Here is a 16,248-nt window from a genome sequence, read left to right as displayed (position 1 = left end):
GCGGGCGTGCTGTCGCGTTCGTCCACGGATCCGGTGGCTAGGATCGGGCGCACACCGCGCCTCCGGAGAAGGGTCGCGGACGTGACCCGAGTGAGGACGGAACCGATGACCGGCACCATCTACGACAACATCTCGCAGGCGTTCGGCAACACCCCGTTGGTGCGGCTGAACCGGCTGCCCGCCGACGGCGGCGCCGAGGTGCTCGCGAAGCTCGAGTTCTACAACCCCGGCGCCAGCGTGAAGGACCGGCTCGGCGTCGCGATCATCGACGCGGCAGAGGAGTCCGGCGAGCTGAAGCCGGGCGGCACCATCGTCGAGGGCTCGTCGGGCAACACGGGCATCGCGCTCGCCCTGGTCGGCGCCGCCCGGGGGTACCACGTCGTCATCACGATGCCCGAGACGATGAGCGTCGAGCGCCGTGCCGTGATGCGTGCCTACGGCGCGGAGATCGTCCTCACGCCCGGGGCCGAGGGCATGAAGGGCGCCGTGTCGAAGGCCGCGTCCATCGTCGACGAGACGCCGGGAGCGATCCTCGCGCACCAGTTCGAGACCGCGGCGAACGCGGCGATCCACCGGAAGACCACGGCGGAGGAGATCCTCCGCGACACCGAGGGACACGTCGACGTGTTCGTCGCGGGTGTCGGCACGGGTGGCACGATCACGGGCGTCGGGCAGGTGCTCAAGGAGCGTGTCCCCGGCGTGCAGATCGTCGCGGTCGAGCCGAAGGACTCGCCGCTGCTCACCGAGGGCAAGGCCGGCCCGCACAAGATCGCCGGCATCGGCGCGAACTTCATCCCGGAGGTCCTCGACCAGTCCGTGATCGACGAGGTGTTCGACGTCGAGCTCGACGACGCCCTCCGCGTGGCCCGCGCACTGGCGACCGACGAGGGCATCCTCGCGGGGATCTCCTCCGGCGCGATCATCCACGCGGCGCTCGAGATCGCCGCCCGGCCCGAGAACGCCGGCAAGCGCGTCGTCGCCATCGTCTGCGACACCGGCGAGCGCTACCTGTCCACCGTGCTGTTCGAGGGACTCACTGCGTGACCCCTCGCCGCCGAGGCGTGCTGCGGACCATCCGGGAGGACCTCGCCGCAGCACGCCGTGGGGACCCCGCTGCCCGCGGAGACCTCGAGAACGCCGTCGTCTACTCCGGACTGCACGCCATCTGGGCGTACCGGGTCGCACACCGGCTGTGGATCGCGCGTGACCTGCCCGGGTCCCGGTTCGCCGCCCGGGTCGTGGCGCAGGCCGCCCGAGCGCTGACCGGCATCGAGATCCACCCCGGAGCCCGCATCGGCCGGCGCTTCTTCATCGACCACGGCATGGGCGTCGTCATCGGCGAGACCGCGGTGGTCGGGGACGACGTCCTCGTGTTCCACGGTGTGACGCTCGGCGGACGCGGTGGTGCGCACGGACCGGGTGCGAAGCGGCACCCGACCGTGGGGGACCGGGTGGTGCTCGGTGCCGGGTCCTCCCTGATCGGGGCGATCACCGTCGGGCACGACTCCGTCGTCGGGGCGAACACGGTCGTCACGAAGGACGTCCCGGCGGGGTCGGTCGTGACCGGGGTCGCCGGGACGGCGCGGCCGCGGTCCGGTGGCGAGGGCGTGCCCTCGCTCTGACGCACGCGCGGCAGCGGCAGCGCGCGGCGGCGGCGGCGGCAGCGCGCGGCGGCGGCAGCGCGCGGCGGCGGCGGCGGCAGCGCGCGGCGGCGGCAGCGCGCGGCAGCGGCAGCGCGCGGCAGCGGCAGCCGCGCGCGTCAGCTCTTCTCGCAGGCGATCCCGTCGGCGTCGGCGTCGAGCTTCTTGTTCGCGTTGTAGAGCGCGTCGTCCTTCTTCACGGTGCCCTTGAAGGCGCGGTGCGTGACCTTGCCACCGGAGCGGACGGTGTTGTCCTTCGTGGACTTCTTCGCGATGCCGCCGGAGTACACCTTGTGCACCGCGTCGCAGTTCTTGTAGGTGGTCGTCGCGGCCTCGGCCGACACCGCGGTGCCGACGGAGACGGTGGTGGCGAGGACGATCGCGGTCGCCGCGATGCCGATGGTCCGGATGATGCGCATGGTTCCCCCACGGGTGTTCCGTGCCACGTCGGGTACGTGGCAGGCCGATCGTAACGATCCCTCGGGTCGATGTGCCGTCCCCAGTCCAGGGGAGCCTGCCGTCCGGTCCGGAGGTGCGGCGTCGGACGTCTGCGGCATGCTGGGTGCATGGACGGCGATGCACTGCACGAGGCCGCGGCCCGCACGGCGCTCGCGCTGCCGGCGACCGAGGAGACCCAGCCCTTCGGCGAGGGCGCCTTCGTCTACAAGGTCGTCGGCAAGATGTTCGTGATGACGTCGGAGCTCCGCGGCGTGCCCATCGTCAACCTCAAGTGCGCGCCCCCGCACGGTGCGGCGCTCGTGCGTGACCACGAGGAGATCACCCCGGGCTGGCACATGAACAAGCGCCACTGGATCACGCTGTCGCCGGGGGCCGGCATCGACGAGACCCTGGTCGAGGACCTCGTGGCGAACGCCTACGACCTCGTGGTCGCCGGGCGGCCACGGGCGAAGCGGCCCATCGACCCGACCCGGGGCCGCGACCGGGCCTGACGTCCCGCCGCGACCACGACCGTCCCGCACCCGCGACGGGCACCGCCGCGTCTGCCAGTCTGGGGGCATGCTCTGGCGCACCGACAGGATGATCCTCGACGCGGCGACCGCCGCGGCCGCACGACTCCCGGGAGACGGGGCGCACGGGGGAACGCACACCGTCGCCGCCGCGGCGATCGACCTCTCCGGACGCGTCCACACCGCGGCGAACGTCTTCCACTTCACCGGTGGGCCGTGCGCCGAACTCGCGGTGCTCGGTGCCGCGGCAGCCGTCTCCGACGACCCGGTGATGGCGATCGTCGCGGTCGGGGACGGCGGCCGCGGAGTGCTCGCACCGTGCGGTCGCTGCCGGCAGGTGCTGCTCGACCTGCACCCGCACGTCCTGGTCCTGGTGCCCGCGCCGGACGTCGACGGCGCCGGGCACGGCGAGCCCGAGGGCGTCCCGGTCCGCAGCCTGCTGCCCCGTGCCTACGCGTGGCCGGACCGTCCGGCCCCGCGCATCGTGCGGTTCAACGGTCGCTACCGTGACGACGTCCTGGCCGGCCGGAAGACCGCGACGATCCGCCACGACGACCCGCTGGGCACGGGGCCGACGACGTTCGTGTTCGAGGACGAGCACGCCGAGGGGTTCACGACCGTCGGTGCGGTGATCGAGTCGGTCGTCCGGAAGCGCGTCGACGCGATCGACGCCGACGACGCCCGGGACGAGCACGTCGGCTCCGTCGCCGACCTGCGCGCTGGACTGCGGTCGCACTACCCGGCGCTGCGGGACGACGACGTCGTCGACGTCGCCCGGTTCCGGACCGTGCGCTGAACCCGCCCGACGCTCACACCCCGGCGCGCGCCAACACCTTCGTGACCTCGCGCAGGACCTTCGGCGCCAGCGGACGCCCACCGGCCCCGGGTGCGGACGCGTCCAGCACGGCCTGTGCCTGCGTCGGCGTCAGCCCGGCGAACACGTCCCCGATGGTCACGCCGTGCTCCGGCCGGGACAGGACCTGGATTGTGTCGCCCGCGGCCACCGGCCCGGACTTCACGACCCGGAAGTAGGCACCGGGGCGCCCTTCCTCGGTGAACCGCTTGACCCACTTGTCCACGCCGATGCGGCGGGCGAAGGTGCCGCAGGGGATCCGCGGGATGGTGACCTCGAGCTCGAGGGTGGCCCCGACCCGCCAGCGTTCCCCGGTGACGGCGCCGGTGACGTCGACGCCGGTGGTCCGGAGGTTCTCCCCGAAGAGCCCGGCGGGCACCGGACGGTCGAGCACCGCGGCGAAGTGTGCGGCGTCCTCGTCGGCGTAGGCGTAGACGGCCTGGTCCTCACCGCCGTGGTGCTTGCGGTCCGCCTGCACGTCGGCGTACAGGCCGAGCGGCCGCACCCGCACGGGTCCGTCGACGGGGCGCTTGTCGATCGCGGTGATCCCGATCGTGCCCGAGTCCGGGAGCAGGCGGTCGACGCGGCAGACGGCGGTGACGAACGACATGGTCCCACCCTGCCACCAGGCATCACGCAACCGCGACCGGTAGAAGGAAACCGTGCAACACCCACCGAACCGGACGCCACTGGCGGAACTCGACGACGGCGTCCTCGCCGGTCGGTCCGCCGACGGCGACGTCCGTGCCTTCGAGGTCCTGATCCGTCGGCACACCCCGCTCCTCCGCGCCTACGCACGCCGTACCCTCGGGTCGACCGACGAGCTCGACGACGTCGTCCAGGAGACCTTCATCACGGCCTGGAACCGGCTCGACTCGCTCGAGGACCGCGCCCACGTGAAGGCCTGGCTGATGCGGATCCTCAGCCGGAAGTGCCTCGACCGGATCCGTGCCCGCCGTGACCACGACGACGTCACCGAGCTCGAGGTCGCCGCGCCCGACGACGGCGCACCCGAACGGGTCGCCGAGGCCCGTGACCGCGAGCACGCGGTCGAGCTCGCCCTCGCGGCCCTGCCGGAGGCGCAGCGACGCTGCTGGCTGATGAAGGAAGTGCTGGAGTACCGGTACGAGGAGATCGCCGAGGAGCTCGACGTGCCGCTCTCGACCGTCCGCGGATTGCTGTCCCGCGCCAGGAAGAACATGATCCGACTGATGGAGGGATGGCGATGACCGACGCACCCGAGAACGTGGTCCTCTCGGCACTCGAACCCGAAGACCTCGACGGTCACACGATCGACGAGCTCGCCGACTACCTGGACGCCGGGATGCAGCCGGCAGACCCGGGCATCGACGGCTCGCCGGCCTGCCAGAACGCCCTCGCGGCGATCATCCGGCTCCGGCAGGCGTCGCTCGGTTCGCTCGAAGCCGCCGCGCGGGACGAAGCCCCCGCGGACGACTCCTGGATCGGCGGGGTCCTGGCGAACATCTCGCTCGAGGCCCGGTCCGGCCGCGACGTCCCGCTCCGCGCCGAGTCCGAGACCGAGCACCCGGTGATGACCGAGGGTGCGATCCGCTCCCTGGTCCGCCGCGCCGGTGACGCGGTGCCCGGCATCGTCGTCGCACGGTGCTCGATCGACGGCGACGTGACCGAGCTCGCGGCACCGGTGCGGGTCGCGGTCGAGGTCGCGATCGTCGCCGGACCCTCCATCCCCGCGACGGCCGACCTGGTCCGGGCAGCCGTCGCCTCGGCGCTCCGTGAACAGACGGACCTGGTCGTCGAGGCGATCGACGTGCTGGTCCGTGACCTCATCGTCGGACACCAGCCGACGGACACCACCACCGAGACCGCCGAGGAGACGGGCGCATGAGCGACATCGAGCAGGCACCAGCACTCGTCGCCGTCGAGGCGGCGGTGCTCGCGGTCCCCGGCGTCGCCGAGGTGTACCGGGCGCGGCCGACGCTCCAGAGCACGGTGACCGCGGTCCGGCAGGCGGCCGGGTCCGCGCGCGTCGTCCTGGACGGTGACGTCCTGCGCATCGTCATCGGGACCGACGGCGTCCTGCCGGCCCCGCAGGTCGCGCGCGCGGTCCACCACGCGGTGCTCGCGGAGTGCGACCGCCACGGTCTCACCCTGGCCCGGGTCGACGTCCGCATCGCCCGGGTGGGCTGACACCGACACCGACACTCACGCAGACCGCGAACGCGGGTGGGTGGCCGGCCACGTGACGGACTGGAGGCCCGGTGCCAGCTGGCACCGGGCCTCCAGTCCGTCACGGGGTGGGCCGCAGGGCCGCGACCTCCAGCACCACGACGATCGCCACGACCAGCAGTGCGGTCGCCACGAGCGACAGCGCGGGCACCGCGATGCTCGCGAGGATCGCGAGCGTCAGCACCACGACGACGACGTTCCACCGGGTGGACAGCGACGGGCGGAGCGCGAGCGCCCAGATCGACGCCACGAACAGCGCGACCGGCACCGCCACGGTTGCCGCGACGGACGCGTGGGACAGGTCCGCCTCGCCGGCGTCGGCGCTGACGGCGACCTCGATGCCCGCCGGCAGTGCCGCAGCCGCTGCGAAGACGAAGTAGTGGCCGTACCCGAACACCAGCGCGCTCGCCAGCCCGCGGATGTGCTCGTGCTGCTCGCGGGAGAAGTAGATCCACCACAGCCCGGCGACGATCACGAGCCCGCAGGCGGCGAGGACGAGCAGCGGTCCGAGGTGCTCGGCGTCCCGCAAGCCGTCGATGACCGCGCTGGCTGAGGCGACGAGCCCCTCACCGAGGACGATGAGCGTGAACAGGGAGTAGCGCTCGGCGATGTGGTGCCGGTGCCACGGCGTGGTCTCCGCGCGGGACTCCGACCAGATCGGGACGAGGACCTCGAGGAGCACGAGCACCGGCGCGACGAACAGCTGCCAGTGCGCGGGCAGGAACAGCATCGCGACCCAGAACACCTGGACGACGGTGATGCCGACCACGTAGTGCAGCGCGGTCGACCGGTAGCGCGGGGACGACGCGGCGACGCGGATCCACTGGCCGACGAGCGCCAGCCGCATCACCACGTACCCGATCACGACGATGGTGAACGAGCCGTCCTGCATCGCCGGTCCGACCCCGGCGGCGAGCACGAGCACGCCCGCCATCTGGACGAACGTCATCACCCGGTAGAGCCAGTCGTCGATGTCGAACGACGTGGCGAACCAGGAGAAGTTCAGCCAGGCCCACCAGATCGAGAAGAACACCATCGCGAACGACAGGATCGCTGAGCTGACCTGTCCCTCCGACTCGATCTCGTGCAGGTTCGTCGCGGCGAACCCGACGGCGACGACGAACACCAGGTCGAAGAGCAGCTCGAGGGGGCTGGCGGCGCGGTGCCCCTCCGCGGGGTCGCGCGGTCCCATGCGGCGGAGTCCGATCGTCGTCACTGTGCATGACTACACGAGAACGGGGCCCCTGGGGAAACCCAGGAGCCCCGTCGCGATGCGTGCTCAGTAGAAGTTGGTGGCCTGCGAGTGCGCCCAGGCCGAGCACGGCGTGCCGTACGCGTCCTTGATGTACTGGAGACCCCAGGTCACCTGGGTCGTCGCGTTGGTCTTCCAGTCGGCCGCGATGGTGGCCATCTTCGACCCGGGGAGCGCCTGCGGGATGCCGGTCGCGCCCGAGGCGTTGTACGCCTGGTAGTCCCAGCCGGACTCCTTGGTCCAGAGGCTGTCGAGGCACTGGAACTGGTCGGCGCCCCAGCCGTACCGCGACGCGGCGAGGGAGCTCGCGGTCGCCTTGGCCCCGGCGGGGGTGTTCGCGGCCGCCTGGGCCTTCGCCTTCGCGGCCGCCGCGGCTGCTGCCTCGGCAGCGTCCGCCTTCGCCTTCGCTGCTGCGGCCGCTGCTGCTGCGGCGGCGTCGGCGTCGTGCTTGTCCTGGTCGGCGCTCGCCTGGGCGACGTCCTGCGTGGTGTCGACCGTGGACTCGATCCGTGCGCTGAGCGCTCCGCCGGAGAGCTTCGTGTAGCCGGACAGTGAGCTGATCCGCTGCTCGAGCGCCGTCGTGTCGGTCTTGTCGTTGGCGTCCTGGACGACGGTCTTCGCGGTCTCGATCGTCGCGGCGGCCTGCGCACGGTCGAGTGCGGTGCCGCTGAGGCCCGGCGTCGGGGTGGCGGTCGGCATGCCGATGGCCTCGCCGATCGCGGGCTGGGTGCCGACGGTCAGCGCGCCGCCGGCGATCGCGAGCACCGCGGCGCCGCCGGCGATGAGCACGCCGCGCTTCCGGAGTGTCCGGCGCATCCGGCGGCCCGGGGAGTCCAGTGCCGCGCGGCGGGTGGTGGTGGTGTCGGTCGGGAGTTCGGGGTTGTGTCCTGTCATCGATTCCGGTTGTCGGGCGGTTCGTTCGTGCGCGCTGCGTCGTCGCGAGGGGGCATGGGTGAGCCGGGGGAGACCGGACGGTGGTGTGGGGCCCGTCCGTCGCCGGTGCGCAGCCGTGTGGGGCGGCTGCCGCGGTGGCGAAGCGGCAACGATGACGACCCTGCCTGGACAGGTCGTGCACGAACACTGGCAGAACCGTCCGTCCACCCCCGGGTGGCGTGTCGGTAACGGTTCGGTAACGCCCGGCTCAGCCGGCCGAGCTGGGGTTCTCCTGGGAGGTGTGACCCTGCGCCACGCGCTCGAGTGCCTCGAGGGCGCCGGCGATCGCCGCGACGTCCGCGGCGGGGAGTTCCTCGATGAGCTCGGCGACGATCCCGGTGCGCTGGGAACGGGCCTGTTCGACGGCCGCGATGCCCTCGGGGGTGGCGCTCACCATGAACGCCCGGCCGTCCCGCGGGTCGGCCTCGCGCGCGATGAAGCCGCGCTGCTCGAGCTCCGTCAGGATGCGGGTCATCGTCGGTTTCGTCACGACCTCGAGGCGGGACAGGTCGCCCGGGCGCAGGGGTCCTTCGCGCTGGATGGTGGCGAGTGCGGAGACGATGCCGTAGCCGAGCGAGGCCGAGTCGGTCCGCGCTCGTCGGTTGATGCGTCCGACCGCCGCGGCGAGCCGGGCTGCGATCTCGGTGCGGTCCTGCTGCCGAGGGCTCATCTGCTGCTTTCGGGTTCGGGTTCGTGCGGTCCTGGCGATGGTAGCGCGGCGCTTCCTGTACCGATGCTCAGTGCAACAGCAAGGACACGCCTCGGTGTCAGTGCTTCTCGCCGGGGAGCTGGTGGATCGCCTCGGTCGCGAGCTCCGCCGCGATGTTGTCGCCGTTCTCCGTCGCGGTCCGGAGCCGCTTGAAGTCCGCCGTCATCTGGTCCCAGTCGACCAGCTCGTCCAGGTTCGGCAGGCGCAGGCGGAACGCCAGGCCGTCCATCGTGTCCGCGCACACCCGGCGGAGGTTGTCGTTGCCGCACTCGTCGACGTACAGCGCGAAGACCCCGAGGGCGTCCTTGTTCACGCCGCTGACGTCGTGCGACTCGAACTCCTTGATGGTCTTGTCGAGCGCCGACAGGATCTTCTTGCGGGACGCGGCACCGAGACGGGGCACCGCGAGGCGGACGACCCCGCCGAAGAGCACCCCGAGGGTCTGGAGCGCCTCGATCACCTCGGTCGGCTGCGGCGTGGTGACCCGCGTGTAGCGGTTCGGTGCCATCTCGATCAGGCCGGCGCGGGCGAGCTGGCTGAGGGCTTCACGGATGGGGGTCCGGGAGACGCCGAGCCATGCGATGAGTTCCTCGTCGTTGAGTCGCTCGCCGGGCTCCAGGGTGCCGTCCATGATCGCCTCGTGGATCTTCTGGCGGACGGTGTCGCGGAGCAGCTGGTGTTCGGTCGGGGCGCTGCTGGGGACCGGCATGTCGTTTCCTTCGAGTTCAGGAGTCCGGCGGCCCGACGAGTGGTCGGTGCGGACGCATCGGTCACGATACCTGATATGCGAACGGCGTTCCGGTCGGCTCAGCGTGTGTCGTGTTCCGCTGCCGGCCACCACCGGTCGAGCACCGCCCGGAAGGGTCCAGGGTCGGCTGCGACGGCCGCGAACAGGGTCATGGAGGACCGCAGCTTCAGCGCGTCGACCCCGCCCATCAGGGCATCGACCGAGCGCGCGGGAGCGGTCGCGGCGGCATCGGCGACCTCGAGCAGGCGGGGGCCGAGGACCGGGTCGGCGAGGTAGGCGCGGGCCTCGTCGTCGCTCCGGATGGCGTACCGCTCGGACATCGCGCTCCTCCCGAGCCCGTCGCGCTGCGGGAAGACGAACCACATCCAGTGCGAGGTCTTCCGGCCGCGGCGCAGCTCGGCGAGCGCGACCTCGTGCACGCCCTCCTGGGCGCGGACGAACCGGGCGAGGTCGAAGGGGTCGGAACTCACCGGACCACCTCGCCCCACGCGTAGCGGACCGTCGTGCCGTCCAGGACCAGGAGCGAGTCGGGGTGCCGGTCGAGCAGCCCGGGCAGGCCGACGGCGTCGGGCAGGTCTCCGTCGAGTCGTTCGAGCCGTGCGCTCCGGAGCGTCAGCGGGTCGTGCTGGCGCTGCCAGAACACGGTCTGCGACAGGTACCTGGCGTGGATGCCGGCCCGGGTGGTGAGGTCGGCGGCCAGCGGCGAGTCGTCGACGGGCCCGGCCACGACCCGGACGGAGGCGGCATGCCGGGCAGGCACCGAGCCTCCGGACCGGTCGGACCGGACCACCGGCGCCCGCAACCCGCTCCGGTGTCGCACCGACCGGTACGTCAGGGTGTCCCCGCGGCGCCTCGCTCGCGCGTGCGAGAACGTGTACGGCACCCCGAGCAGCGCGTGCGCCGCCACGATCGCCGGAACGTTCCCGGTGTCGACCGTCCGGTAGACGACCCCGTGCCGTCCGGCGTCGTCCACCGTCAGGATCTCGACCGTGACCTCGGTCATCGTGCCGAGCCGGCCGGACGGCGGGAACGGCGGGACCCGCGTCTCGCGGAAGACGTACGCCGACAGCCCGGCCCAGGCGCTGCCGTCGACGACGTCCGGGCGGGTGCCGCGGGGGACCAGGTCGGCGAGCGCCCCGGGGTCGTGGCGCCAGTGCGCGAAGACGACGTCGTCCCACGCGTGCACGGTCACGGGGCGGTGCAGCAGCGGCACCGCGGCCCGGTCCCGCGCGGCGGCGGTCATCCCCGGGGTGCGTGCCGACCGACGCGCAGGGCCCACGCGACGAGCGGTGCCTGCAGCGGGAGGCGCAGCACCGAGACGATGCGCATGGTCCGGGTGGAGCGGGGGCTGTCGAGCAGGTCGCGCGCCATCTTGAGGTTCGCCGGGAACACCGCGACGAACAGCGCTGCTGCCGCCATCCCGGCCGCACGCCGGGTCGCCGGGACCACCAGGCCGGTCGCGATGCCGAGCTCGGCGACGCCGGACGCCAGGGTCGTGACCCGCGGCGGCAGGCCAGCCGGGACGATGCGGTCGTAGCCGCGCGGACGGAGGAAGTGCGTGACGCCGGCGCCGCCCAGGATGACGGCGAGCACGCCCGCCGTCCTGGTGGCGCGCCTGGCGCGTTCGGAGCGTCGTCCCATGCACCCACCGTGGCACGGGAGACCACGACGGTTCCCAGGTCGCGGCCGGGTTCCGGGCTCAGGTCAGCGCGGTCGCGATCAGGTCCAGGAGCACGGAGGCGACGTCGGCCTTGGTGCCGGAGGCCTCGCGGACGACCTCGCCGCCGGGGACGAGCACCTCGATGGCGTTCTCCTCGCGCTCGAACCCCTCGGACCAGCCGACCCGGTTCACCACGAGCAGGTCGGCCGGCTTCCGGGCGATCTTGGCGCGGCCGAGCTCGATCCGGGCGTCCCGGTCCGGTTCGGTCTCGGCGGCGAACCCCACGACGACCTGCCCGGTGCGACGCGCGGCGACGAGGTTCGCGAGCACGTCCGGGTTCCGCACGAGCTCGAGCGTCATCCGCTCGCCCTGCGCGTCCTTCTTGAGCTTCTCGCCGAGCACCTCGGCGGGGCGGTAGTCGGCGACCGCCGCGGTCATCACGACGACGTCAGCCTGGGCTGCGGCTGCGTGCATGGCGTCCGCGAGCTCGAGTGCGGAGCCGACCGGGACCACGCGCGCGTCGAGGTCCGCCGTGAGGCCGCCGTCCACGTTCGCGGCGACGAGCGTCACGTCGGCGCCGCGGGCGGCCGCAGCCGCTGCGATCGCGATGCCCTGGCGGCCGCTCGAGCGGTTGCCGACGAAGCGGACGGGGTCGAAGGGCTCGCGGGTACCACCGGCACTGACGACGACGCGGACGCCGTCCAGGTCGCCCTGCTCCCCGCGGGCGCCGGCCCCGCGGTTGCCGGCACCGTCCGACGGGAGGCCGTGCTCGGCTCCGTCGGTCGGGCGTGCGTCCGCCGTGCGGTCGAGCACCGACAGGGCAGCCGCCACGATCGCGTCGGGTTCCGACATCCGCCCGATGCCGGCGTCGTCGCCGGTGAGCGCACCGACCTCGGGGCCGACGAACGCCACACCGCGGGACCGCAGCGTGGCGACGTTCGCCCGGGTCGCGGGGTGCTCCCACATCTGCGGGTGCATCGCCGGGGCGACGAGGACGGGGGCCTCGGTCGCCAGGAGCGTCGTGCCGAGCAGGTCACCGGCCAGGCCGGCCGCCATCCGGGCGAGCGAGTCGGCGGTGGCGGGGGCGACGACCACCAGGTCCGCGCGGCGGCCGAGCGAGACGTGCCGGACCTCGGCGACCTCCTCGAAGACACTCGTGGTGACGGGGTTCCGGCTCAACGCCTCGAGGGTCGGCAGCCCGACGAACCGCAGGGCGCCCTCGGTCGGGACGACGTGCACGTCGTGGCCGGCCTTCACGAACTCGCGGACGACCTGCACGGCCTTGTACGCCGCGATCCCTCCGGTGATGCCGACGACGATGGTCCTGCGCGCTGCGGGTGCTCCGTTCACGCCCGCCACGCTACCCGGGCGGCCGCTCGCGTCGCTGCTCGTCGTGCGCTCGGCGGATCCGTTCGTCGTGCGGTCGGCGGACCCGCTCGTCGAGCGCCCCACGCACCGTGCGCTCGGCGCACCCGCTCGGCGCACCGTGCGAGGATCGACGCCATGTGCACCGTCGTCGTCCGTGTCGAACCCGGTTCGGCGTGGCCGGTCACCATGCTCGCGATGCGGGACGAGTCCCCGGACCGCCCCTGGGACCCGCCGGCCGCCTGGTGGCCCGACCGCGACCCGACCCTGCGGGGCGTCCGCGACCGCGAGGCCGGCGGCGCCTGGCTCGCCGCCTCGGACCAGGGCGGGCTCGCCGTCGTGCTGAACCGCTGGGAGGACGTCCCCGCCACCGACGGCACCTGGACCACCCGGGGTGTGCTGCCCCTCGACGCCGTGGCGGACGGCGCGCTGCCCGGTCACGACGGCATGGTGCCGACCACGCGTGCGTTCAACCTGGTCCGGGCGACGGCGTCCGGCGCCTCGGTCGTGACGTGGGACGGCACCGAGGTCCGCACCGTCGAGCTCGGCCCCGGGGTGCACATGGTCACGCACGGCGAGCCGGACGACCCCGCGGCACCGCGCATCGGCCGGTGGCTCGGGCCCTTCCGGGCCGCCGCGGCGCCGAGCGGCCCGCCGGAACTGGCCCCGTTCGACGAACTCCGTGCCGCCGATGCGGGGACGGACCCCGGCGACGGCTGGAGCCCGTGGTTCCAGGTGCTCGCCGAGTCCGCGGCGCTGCCCGCGGACGACGCGGACGCCATCCTGCGCGACGCGGTCGAGCCCGAGGGGCACTTCGCGACGCTCTCGATCGTGGCCGCAGCGGTCGGGCCGGGCCGTACGGTCCTGCAGCACGCGCGGCTCGCGGACCCGGGCGACATCGACGGCAGCGTCGAGCTCCACCACGCCTGACGCCGCGCGCGGCGAGCCCGCAGTGTGCGAGCTTCCGGACACGGTGCCCGCCCGCGCGGCCCGCACCGTGTCCGGAACCTCGCACACTGCGGAGTCGACCTCGCACGGTGCGGGGACCGCACGGTGCGGGGCCGCCCCGCGCCGCGTCACGCGGGCAAGTGCGTCCCCGTGAGGTCCTCCGCGACCGCCCACAGGCTCCGCGCCAGGTCCGCGCTCCGCGCCGACCGCGGGATCGACGCCGTCGTCGCCGGCCCGACGATGCCGAACGGCCCGGACGGCCCGTAGTACGCGCCTCCCGTGGCGCCCGGCCCGACCGCGGCGTACAGGATCGGCTCGCTGCCCTGCTCGACACCCTGCGTGAAGGGCCACGCACGCTGACTCGAGGCGACCGGCTTCGACCGCCCGAGCGACCGCCCCGCCGACTGCAGGTTCGTCCGCGTGTAGCCCGGGTGCGCGGCGGTGGACACGAGCGGCCAGTCGAGCTCGACCGAGAGCGTGTGCAGGTGCAGCGCCAGGAGCAGGTCCGCGAGCTTCGACTGCGCGTAGGCCCGCCACGGGGAGTACCCGCGCGTCCACTGCAGGTCGTCGAACCGGATCCGCCCGGGGACGGCCGCGATGCTCGACATCGTCGCGACGCGGGGTGCCGACGCACGGAGCAGCGCCGGCGCCAGCAGGTTCGTCAGGGCGAAGGGGCCGAGGTAGTTCGTCCCGAACTGCAGCTCGGACCCGTCGACGGTCTCGAACCGCTCGGGAGGCGCCATCACGCCGGCGTTGTTCACGAGCACGTCGAGCGGACGGTCGTCCGACACGATGCCCGCAGCGAACCGTCGGACGCTCGACAGGTCCGCCAGGTCGAGCTCGCGCACCTCGACGTCGGCGTGCGGGAACGACCGGCGGATCTCGCTCGCGGCCTCCTCGCCCTTCGACGGCGTCCGGACGGCGAGCACGACGGACGCGCCGGCTTCGGCCAGGCGCGTCGCGGTCTCCTTGCCGGTGCCGCTGTTCGCTCCGGTGACGACGATGCGGCGTCCGGTCTGGTCAGGGATCTTCGGCATGCGCGAGACCGTACACGCGGGCCCTGACTGTGCTAGATTCATGCAAACGCATTTACTTGGAGGTCGCCATGAGCAACGCATTCGGCACCGGTCGTCCGTCGGACGTCCCGCCGCCCGCTCCCGACCGCGTCGGGCCGGTCCAGCTCGGCCTCGACACCTTCGGTGACGTCACCGACCACCTCGACGGCTCGACCCGCACGCACGCGGAGAGCATCCGGAACGTCATCGACGAGGCCGTCCTGGCGGACCAGGTCGGCATCGACTTCATCGGCATCGGCGAGCACCACCGCGTCGACTACGCCGTCAGCGCGCCCGAGGTCGTCCTCGCCGCGATCGCCGCCCGGACGGAGCGCATCCGGATGGGCTCGGCCGTGACGGTGCTCTCCTCGGACGACCCGGTCCGCGTGTACGAACGCTTCGCCACGGTCGACGCCATCTCGAACGGTCGCGCCGAGGTCATCCTGGGCCGCGGCTCCTTCACCGAGTCGTTCCCGCTCTTCGGCTACGACCTGTCCGACTACGAGGTCCTGTTCGAGGAGAAGCTGCAGCTCTGGGCGGCGCTCCGCGGGGGCGACCCCGTCACGTGGAGCGGCACCAAGCGTGCGGCCCTGACCGACCAGGACGTCTTCCCGAAGCTCGAGCACGGCCCCATCCCGACCTGGGTCGGCGTCGGCGGCTCGCCGCAGTCCGTGATCCGGGCGGCCTCGTACGGGATGCCCCTGTTCCTCGCGATCATCGGCGGGCAGCCCGCCCAGTTCGCGCCGTTCTCGCGGCTCTACCGTCAGGCGCTGACCCAGCTCGACCTCCCGCAGCAGCCGATCGCGATGCACTCGCCCGGGTTCGTCGCGGCCACCGACGAGGAAGCGGCCGAGCGCTACTGGCCGTACCACAAGGACGTCACCGACCGGCTCGGCCGGGAGCGCGGCTGGCCGCCCCTGGACCTCGGGCAGTACCAGGCCGGGCTCTCCGCCGGTGGATCGCTGTACGTCGGTTCGCCGGAGACGGTCGCACGGAAGATCGCCCGCAACATGCGGATCCTCGGCGTCACCCGGTTCGACATGCGCTACGCCACGGGGCGCCTGCCGCACGAGGACATGATGCGCTCGATCGAGCTGTACGGCACCGCGGTCGCGCCGCGGGTCCGGGAGCTCCTGGCGGAGCCCGTCCCCGTCCCGTAGGCGGCGGTCCGGCACGGGGCCGCGTCGCGCCGGACGGGAGGCCGGGGTCGCGCCCGCCTCGCGGGCTCACGGGAGCGCCGCGTACCGTCTCCGGCATGCCGTCGCGCCCCAGCACCGTCGAACGCCGTTTCCGTGGCCGCATCATGGGCGTCGGCACGACGTCGGGCGTGCGACTCGTCATCGGGATGTGGGAACGCTCCCCGTTCGGTGCGTTCACGGACGTCTTCGTGGAGCTGGCCGACGGGTCGAGCGTGTTGCTCGCCCCCGACGAGATCGTCGCCGCCTACGTCTCCGGCACCTACCGCTTCGACGCCGTCGACGTCGTGCCCGTCAGCGCCCGCCGTACCGCGACCGGCCTCGAGCTCGACGCCGGACAGCTCCGCGCCACGATCGACGTCGGCACGATCTCGCCGCTCGGGCGCGTGCTCCGCATCGTCCCGAAGCGCATCGCCCGCGACCCGCGGTGGCTCCGCGCGATCGACCCGGTCGCCCGGCTCGTCGCGCCCGGTGCCGGCACCGCCGGGTCCGCAGGGGGCGGCCGACGCGAGTACTACGGCGTGACCGGGGCGCACGACGTCACCGGCGTCCGCGGGACCTGGGCGGGGGAGCCCCTCGGGGCCTTGGCGCCGCTCGACCCGCCCGTGCGGTTCGGCTTCGCGTCGATGCCGCGCATCCCGCAGGTCGTCGACGTCGAGACGACGATCCACGAACCCGCCTGACCCGCACCACCGAGCCCACGCCGGGCGTCC

Annotated in this window: 21 protein-coding genes; 10 read left to right on the top strand and 11 right to left on the bottom strand. The window is 73.2% G+C overall.

Features of this window, described 5'->3' with window-relative positions:
- The first annotated feature begins 105 nt into the window (after positions 1-105).
- Both cysK and epsC read left to right on the top strand, forming a co-directional pair.
- A complete protein-coding gene (gene cysK, locus ACIPJY_RS13115) occupies positions 106-1,044 on the top strand; it encodes a cysteine synthase A (RefSeq protein ID WP_400461775.1) in 939 nt (312 codons plus the stop codon).
- On the top strand, positions 1,041-1,622 hold the full coding sequence (epsC, locus tag ACIPJY_RS13110; RefSeq protein WP_400461778.1) for a serine O-acetyltransferase EpsC: 582 nt from the start codon (positions 1,041-1,043) through the stop codon (positions 1,620-1,622). The genes cysK and epsC overlap by 4 nt, the downstream gene beginning before the upstream one ends.
- 137 nt (positions 1,623-1,759) lie before the next feature.
- Here epsC and ACIPJY_RS13105 read toward each other — a convergent pair whose 3' ends face one another.
- Positions 1,760-2,059, bottom strand: a complete 300-nt coding sequence (locus tag ACIPJY_RS13105; RefSeq protein WP_400461781.1) for an excalibur calcium-binding domain-containing protein — start codon at positions 2,057-2,059, stop codon at positions 1,760-1,762.
- Positions 2,060-2,206: 147 nt separating this feature from the next.
- Between ACIPJY_RS13105 and ACIPJY_RS13100 the strand changes: the two genes are divergently transcribed.
- Complete coding sequence (locus ACIPJY_RS13100) at positions 2,207-2,590, top strand: MmcQ/YjbR family DNA-binding protein (RefSeq protein ID WP_400461783.1); 384 nt, start codon at positions 2,207-2,209, stop codon at positions 2,588-2,590.
- A gap of 67 nt (positions 2,591-2,657) precedes the next feature.
- Positions 2,658-3,404, top strand: a complete 747-nt coding sequence (locus tag ACIPJY_RS13095) for an ASCH domain-containing protein (RefSeq protein ID WP_400461786.1) — start codon at positions 2,658-2,660, stop codon at positions 3,402-3,404.
- 13 nt (positions 3,405-3,417) lie between these two features.
- Here the strand turns inward: ACIPJY_RS13095 and ACIPJY_RS13090 are convergent, their stop codons facing one another.
- Positions 3,418-4,071 (bottom strand): MOSC domain-containing protein, encoded by a 654-nt coding sequence (locus ACIPJY_RS13090; RefSeq protein WP_400461789.1) that lies wholly within the window; start codon positions 4,069-4,071, stop codon positions 3,418-3,420.
- Positions 4,072-4,123: 52 nt separating this feature from the next.
- Here ACIPJY_RS13090 and ACIPJY_RS13085 point away from each other — a divergent pair, with 52 nt between their 5' ends.
- The 3 genes from ACIPJY_RS13085 to ACIPJY_RS13075 are packed head-to-tail and all read left to right on the top strand — an operon-like array spanning position 4,124 to position 5,630.
- Complete coding sequence (locus tag ACIPJY_RS13085) at positions 4,124-4,690, top strand: RNA polymerase sigma factor (RefSeq protein ID WP_400461792.1); 567 nt, start codon at positions 4,124-4,126, stop codon at positions 4,688-4,690.
- Positions 4,687-5,328, top strand: a complete 642-nt coding sequence (locus tag ACIPJY_RS13080; protein ID WP_400461795.1) for a hypothetical protein — start codon at positions 4,687-4,689, stop codon at positions 5,326-5,328. The genes ACIPJY_RS13085 and ACIPJY_RS13080 overlap by 4 nt, the downstream gene beginning before the upstream one ends.
- Positions 5,325-5,630 carry a hypothetical protein gene (locus ACIPJY_RS13075; protein ID WP_400461798.1) on the top strand — a complete coding sequence of 102 codons (306 nt, stop codon included), beginning with the start codon at positions 5,325-5,327 and terminating at the stop codon, positions 5,628-5,630. Before ACIPJY_RS13080 ends, ACIPJY_RS13075 begins: the two co-directional genes overlap by 4 nt.
- A 100-nt stretch (positions 5,631-5,730) precedes the next feature.
- Here the strand turns inward: ACIPJY_RS13075 and ACIPJY_RS13070 are convergent, their stop codons facing one another.
- The 8 genes from ACIPJY_RS13070 to ACIPJY_RS13035 all read right to left on the bottom strand — a co-directional run bounded on the left by ACIPJY_RS13070 (position 5,731) and on the right by ACIPJY_RS13035 (position 12,321).
- Positions 5,731-6,885 (bottom strand): low temperature requirement protein A, encoded by a 1,155-nt coding sequence (locus ACIPJY_RS13070; RefSeq protein ID WP_400461801.1) that lies wholly within the window; start codon positions 6,883-6,885, stop codon positions 5,731-5,733.
- Between the two features lie 63 nt (positions 6,886-6,948).
- The gene (locus tag ACIPJY_RS13065; protein WP_400461804.1) at positions 6,949-7,815 is read right to left on the bottom strand and encodes a hypothetical protein; all 867 of its coding nucleotides are present in this window, start codon (positions 7,813-7,815) and stop codon (positions 6,949-6,951) included.
- Between the two features lie 247 nt (positions 7,816-8,062).
- Positions 8,063-8,524, bottom strand: coding sequence for a MarR family winged helix-turn-helix transcriptional regulator (locus ACIPJY_RS13060; protein WP_400461807.1), 462 nt, complete (start codon positions 8,522-8,524; stop codon positions 8,063-8,065).
- A 97-nt stretch (positions 8,525-8,621) separates the two neighbouring features.
- On the bottom strand, positions 8,622-9,272 hold the full coding sequence (locus ACIPJY_RS13055; RefSeq protein WP_400461810.1) for a GntR family transcriptional regulator: 651 nt from the start codon (positions 9,270-9,272) through the stop codon (positions 8,622-8,624).
- 98 nt (positions 9,273-9,370) lie between these two features.
- The gene (locus ACIPJY_RS13050) at positions 9,371-9,781 is read right to left on the bottom strand and encodes a DUF1810 domain-containing protein (RefSeq protein ID WP_400461813.1); all 411 of its coding nucleotides are present in this window, start codon (positions 9,779-9,781) and stop codon (positions 9,371-9,373) included.
- Complete coding sequence (locus ACIPJY_RS13045; RefSeq protein ID WP_400461815.1) at positions 9,778-10,554, bottom strand: YqjF family protein; 777 nt, start codon at positions 10,552-10,554, stop codon at positions 9,778-9,780. Before ACIPJY_RS13045 ends, ACIPJY_RS13050 begins: the two co-directional genes overlap by 4 nt.
- Positions 10,551-10,952, bottom strand: coding sequence for a hypothetical protein (locus ACIPJY_RS13040; protein ID WP_400461818.1), 402 nt, complete (start codon positions 10,950-10,952; stop codon positions 10,551-10,553). The genes ACIPJY_RS13045 and ACIPJY_RS13040 overlap by 4 nt, the downstream gene beginning before the upstream one ends.
- Before the next feature lie 58 nt (positions 10,953-11,010).
- A complete protein-coding gene (locus tag ACIPJY_RS13035) occupies positions 11,011-12,321 on the bottom strand; it encodes a bifunctional phosphopantothenoylcysteine decarboxylase/phosphopantothenate synthase (RefSeq protein ID WP_400461821.1) in 1,311 nt (436 codons plus the stop codon).
- A 153-nt stretch (positions 12,322-12,474) separates the two neighbouring features.
- Between ACIPJY_RS13035 and ACIPJY_RS13030 the strand changes: the two genes are divergently transcribed.
- Positions 12,475-13,266 carry an NRDE family protein gene (locus tag ACIPJY_RS13030; RefSeq protein WP_400461824.1) on the top strand — a complete coding sequence of 264 codons (792 nt, stop codon included), beginning with the start codon at positions 12,475-12,477 and terminating at the stop codon, positions 13,264-13,266.
- 146 nt (positions 13,267-13,412) lie between these two features.
- Here the strand turns inward: ACIPJY_RS13030 and ACIPJY_RS13025 are convergent, their stop codons facing one another.
- Complete coding sequence (locus tag ACIPJY_RS13025) at positions 13,413-14,321, bottom strand: SDR family oxidoreductase (RefSeq protein ID WP_400461826.1); 909 nt, start codon at positions 14,319-14,321, stop codon at positions 13,413-13,415.
- Between the two features lie 68 nt (positions 14,322-14,389).
- Here ACIPJY_RS13025 and ACIPJY_RS13020 point away from each other — a divergent pair, with 68 nt between their 5' ends.
- Positions 14,390-15,499 carry an LLM class flavin-dependent oxidoreductase gene (locus ACIPJY_RS13020; protein WP_400461829.1) on the top strand — a complete coding sequence of 370 codons (1,110 nt, stop codon included), beginning with the start codon at positions 14,390-14,392 and terminating at the stop codon, positions 15,497-15,499.
- A gap of 95 nt (positions 15,500-15,594) precedes the next feature.
- Positions 15,595-16,218: a hypothetical protein gene (locus tag ACIPJY_RS13015; RefSeq protein WP_400461832.1), complete on the top strand. Its 624-nt coding sequence runs from the start codon at positions 15,595-15,597 to the stop codon at positions 16,216-16,218.
- Positions 16,219-16,248: the final 30 nt, after the last annotated feature.

The organism is Curtobacterium sp. NPDC090223 (assembly GCF_044746585.1).
GTDB lineage: Bacteria > Actinomycetota > Actinomycetes > Actinomycetales > Microbacteriaceae > Curtobacterium.
The sequence above is the reverse complement of the archived record's forward strand: the minus strand, read 5'-3'. Positions and strand labels throughout refer to the sequence as shown.

What these genes read in the sequence shown, in the direction of transcription:
- ACIPJY_RS13075 (WP_400461798.1), top strand. Translation starts at nt 5,325, where the DNA reads ATGAGCGACATCGAGCAGGCACCAGCACTCGTCGCCGTCGAGGCGGCG.
- ACIPJY_RS13015 (WP_400461832.1), top strand. Translation starts at nt 15,595, where the DNA reads ATGCCGTCGCGCCCCAGCACCGTCGAACGCCGTTTCCGTGGCCGCATC.
- ACIPJY_RS13025 (WP_400461826.1), bottom strand. Translation starts at nt 14,321, where the DNA reads ATGCCGAAGATCCCTGACCAGACCGGACGCCGCATCGTCGTCACCGGA.
- ACIPJY_RS13065 (WP_400461804.1), bottom strand. Translation starts at nt 7,815, where the DNA reads ATGACAGGACACAACCCCGAACTCCCGACCGACACCACCACCACCCGC.
- cysK (WP_400461775.1), top strand. Translation starts at nt 106, where the DNA reads ATGACCGGCACCATCTACGACAACATCTCGCAGGCGTTCGGCAACACC.
- ACIPJY_RS13105 (WP_400461781.1), bottom strand. Translation starts at nt 2,059, where the DNA reads ATGCGCATCATCCGGACCATCGGCATCGCGGCGACCGCGATCGTCCTC.
- ACIPJY_RS13020 (WP_400461829.1), top strand. Translation starts at nt 14,390, where the DNA reads ATGAGCAACGCATTCGGCACCGGTCGTCCGTCGGACGTCCCGCCGCCC.
- ACIPJY_RS13055 (WP_400461810.1), bottom strand. Translation starts at nt 9,272, where the DNA reads ATGCCGGTCCCCAGCAGCGCCCCGACCGAACACCAGCTGCTCCGCGAC.
- ACIPJY_RS13100 (WP_400461783.1), top strand. Translation starts at nt 2,207, where the DNA reads ATGGACGGCGATGCACTGCACGAGGCCGCGGCCCGCACGGCGCTCGCG.
- ACIPJY_RS13030 (WP_400461824.1), top strand. Translation starts at nt 12,475, where the DNA reads ATGTGCACCGTCGTCGTCCGTGTCGAACCCGGTTCGGCGTGGCCGGTC.
- ACIPJY_RS13045 (WP_400461815.1), bottom strand. Translation starts at nt 10,554, where the DNA reads ATGACCGCCGCCGCGCGGGACCGGGCCGCGGTGCCGCTGCTGCACCGC.
- ACIPJY_RS13095 (WP_400461786.1), top strand. Translation starts at nt 2,658, where the DNA reads ATGCTCTGGCGCACCGACAGGATGATCCTCGACGCGGCGACCGCCGCG.
- ACIPJY_RS13040 (WP_400461818.1), bottom strand. Translation starts at nt 10,952, where the DNA reads ATGGGACGACGCTCCGAACGCGCCAGGCGCGCCACCAGGACGGCGGGC.
- ACIPJY_RS13060 (WP_400461807.1), bottom strand. Translation starts at nt 8,524, where the DNA reads ATGAGCCCTCGGCAGCAGGACCGCACCGAGATCGCAGCCCGGCTCGCC.
- ACIPJY_RS13090 (WP_400461789.1), bottom strand. Translation starts at nt 4,071, where the DNA reads ATGTCGTTCGTCACCGCCGTCTGCCGCGTCGACCGCCTGCTCCCGGAC.
- ACIPJY_RS13080 (WP_400461795.1), top strand. Translation starts at nt 4,687, where the DNA reads ATGACCGACGCACCCGAGAACGTGGTCCTCTCGGCACTCGAACCCGAA.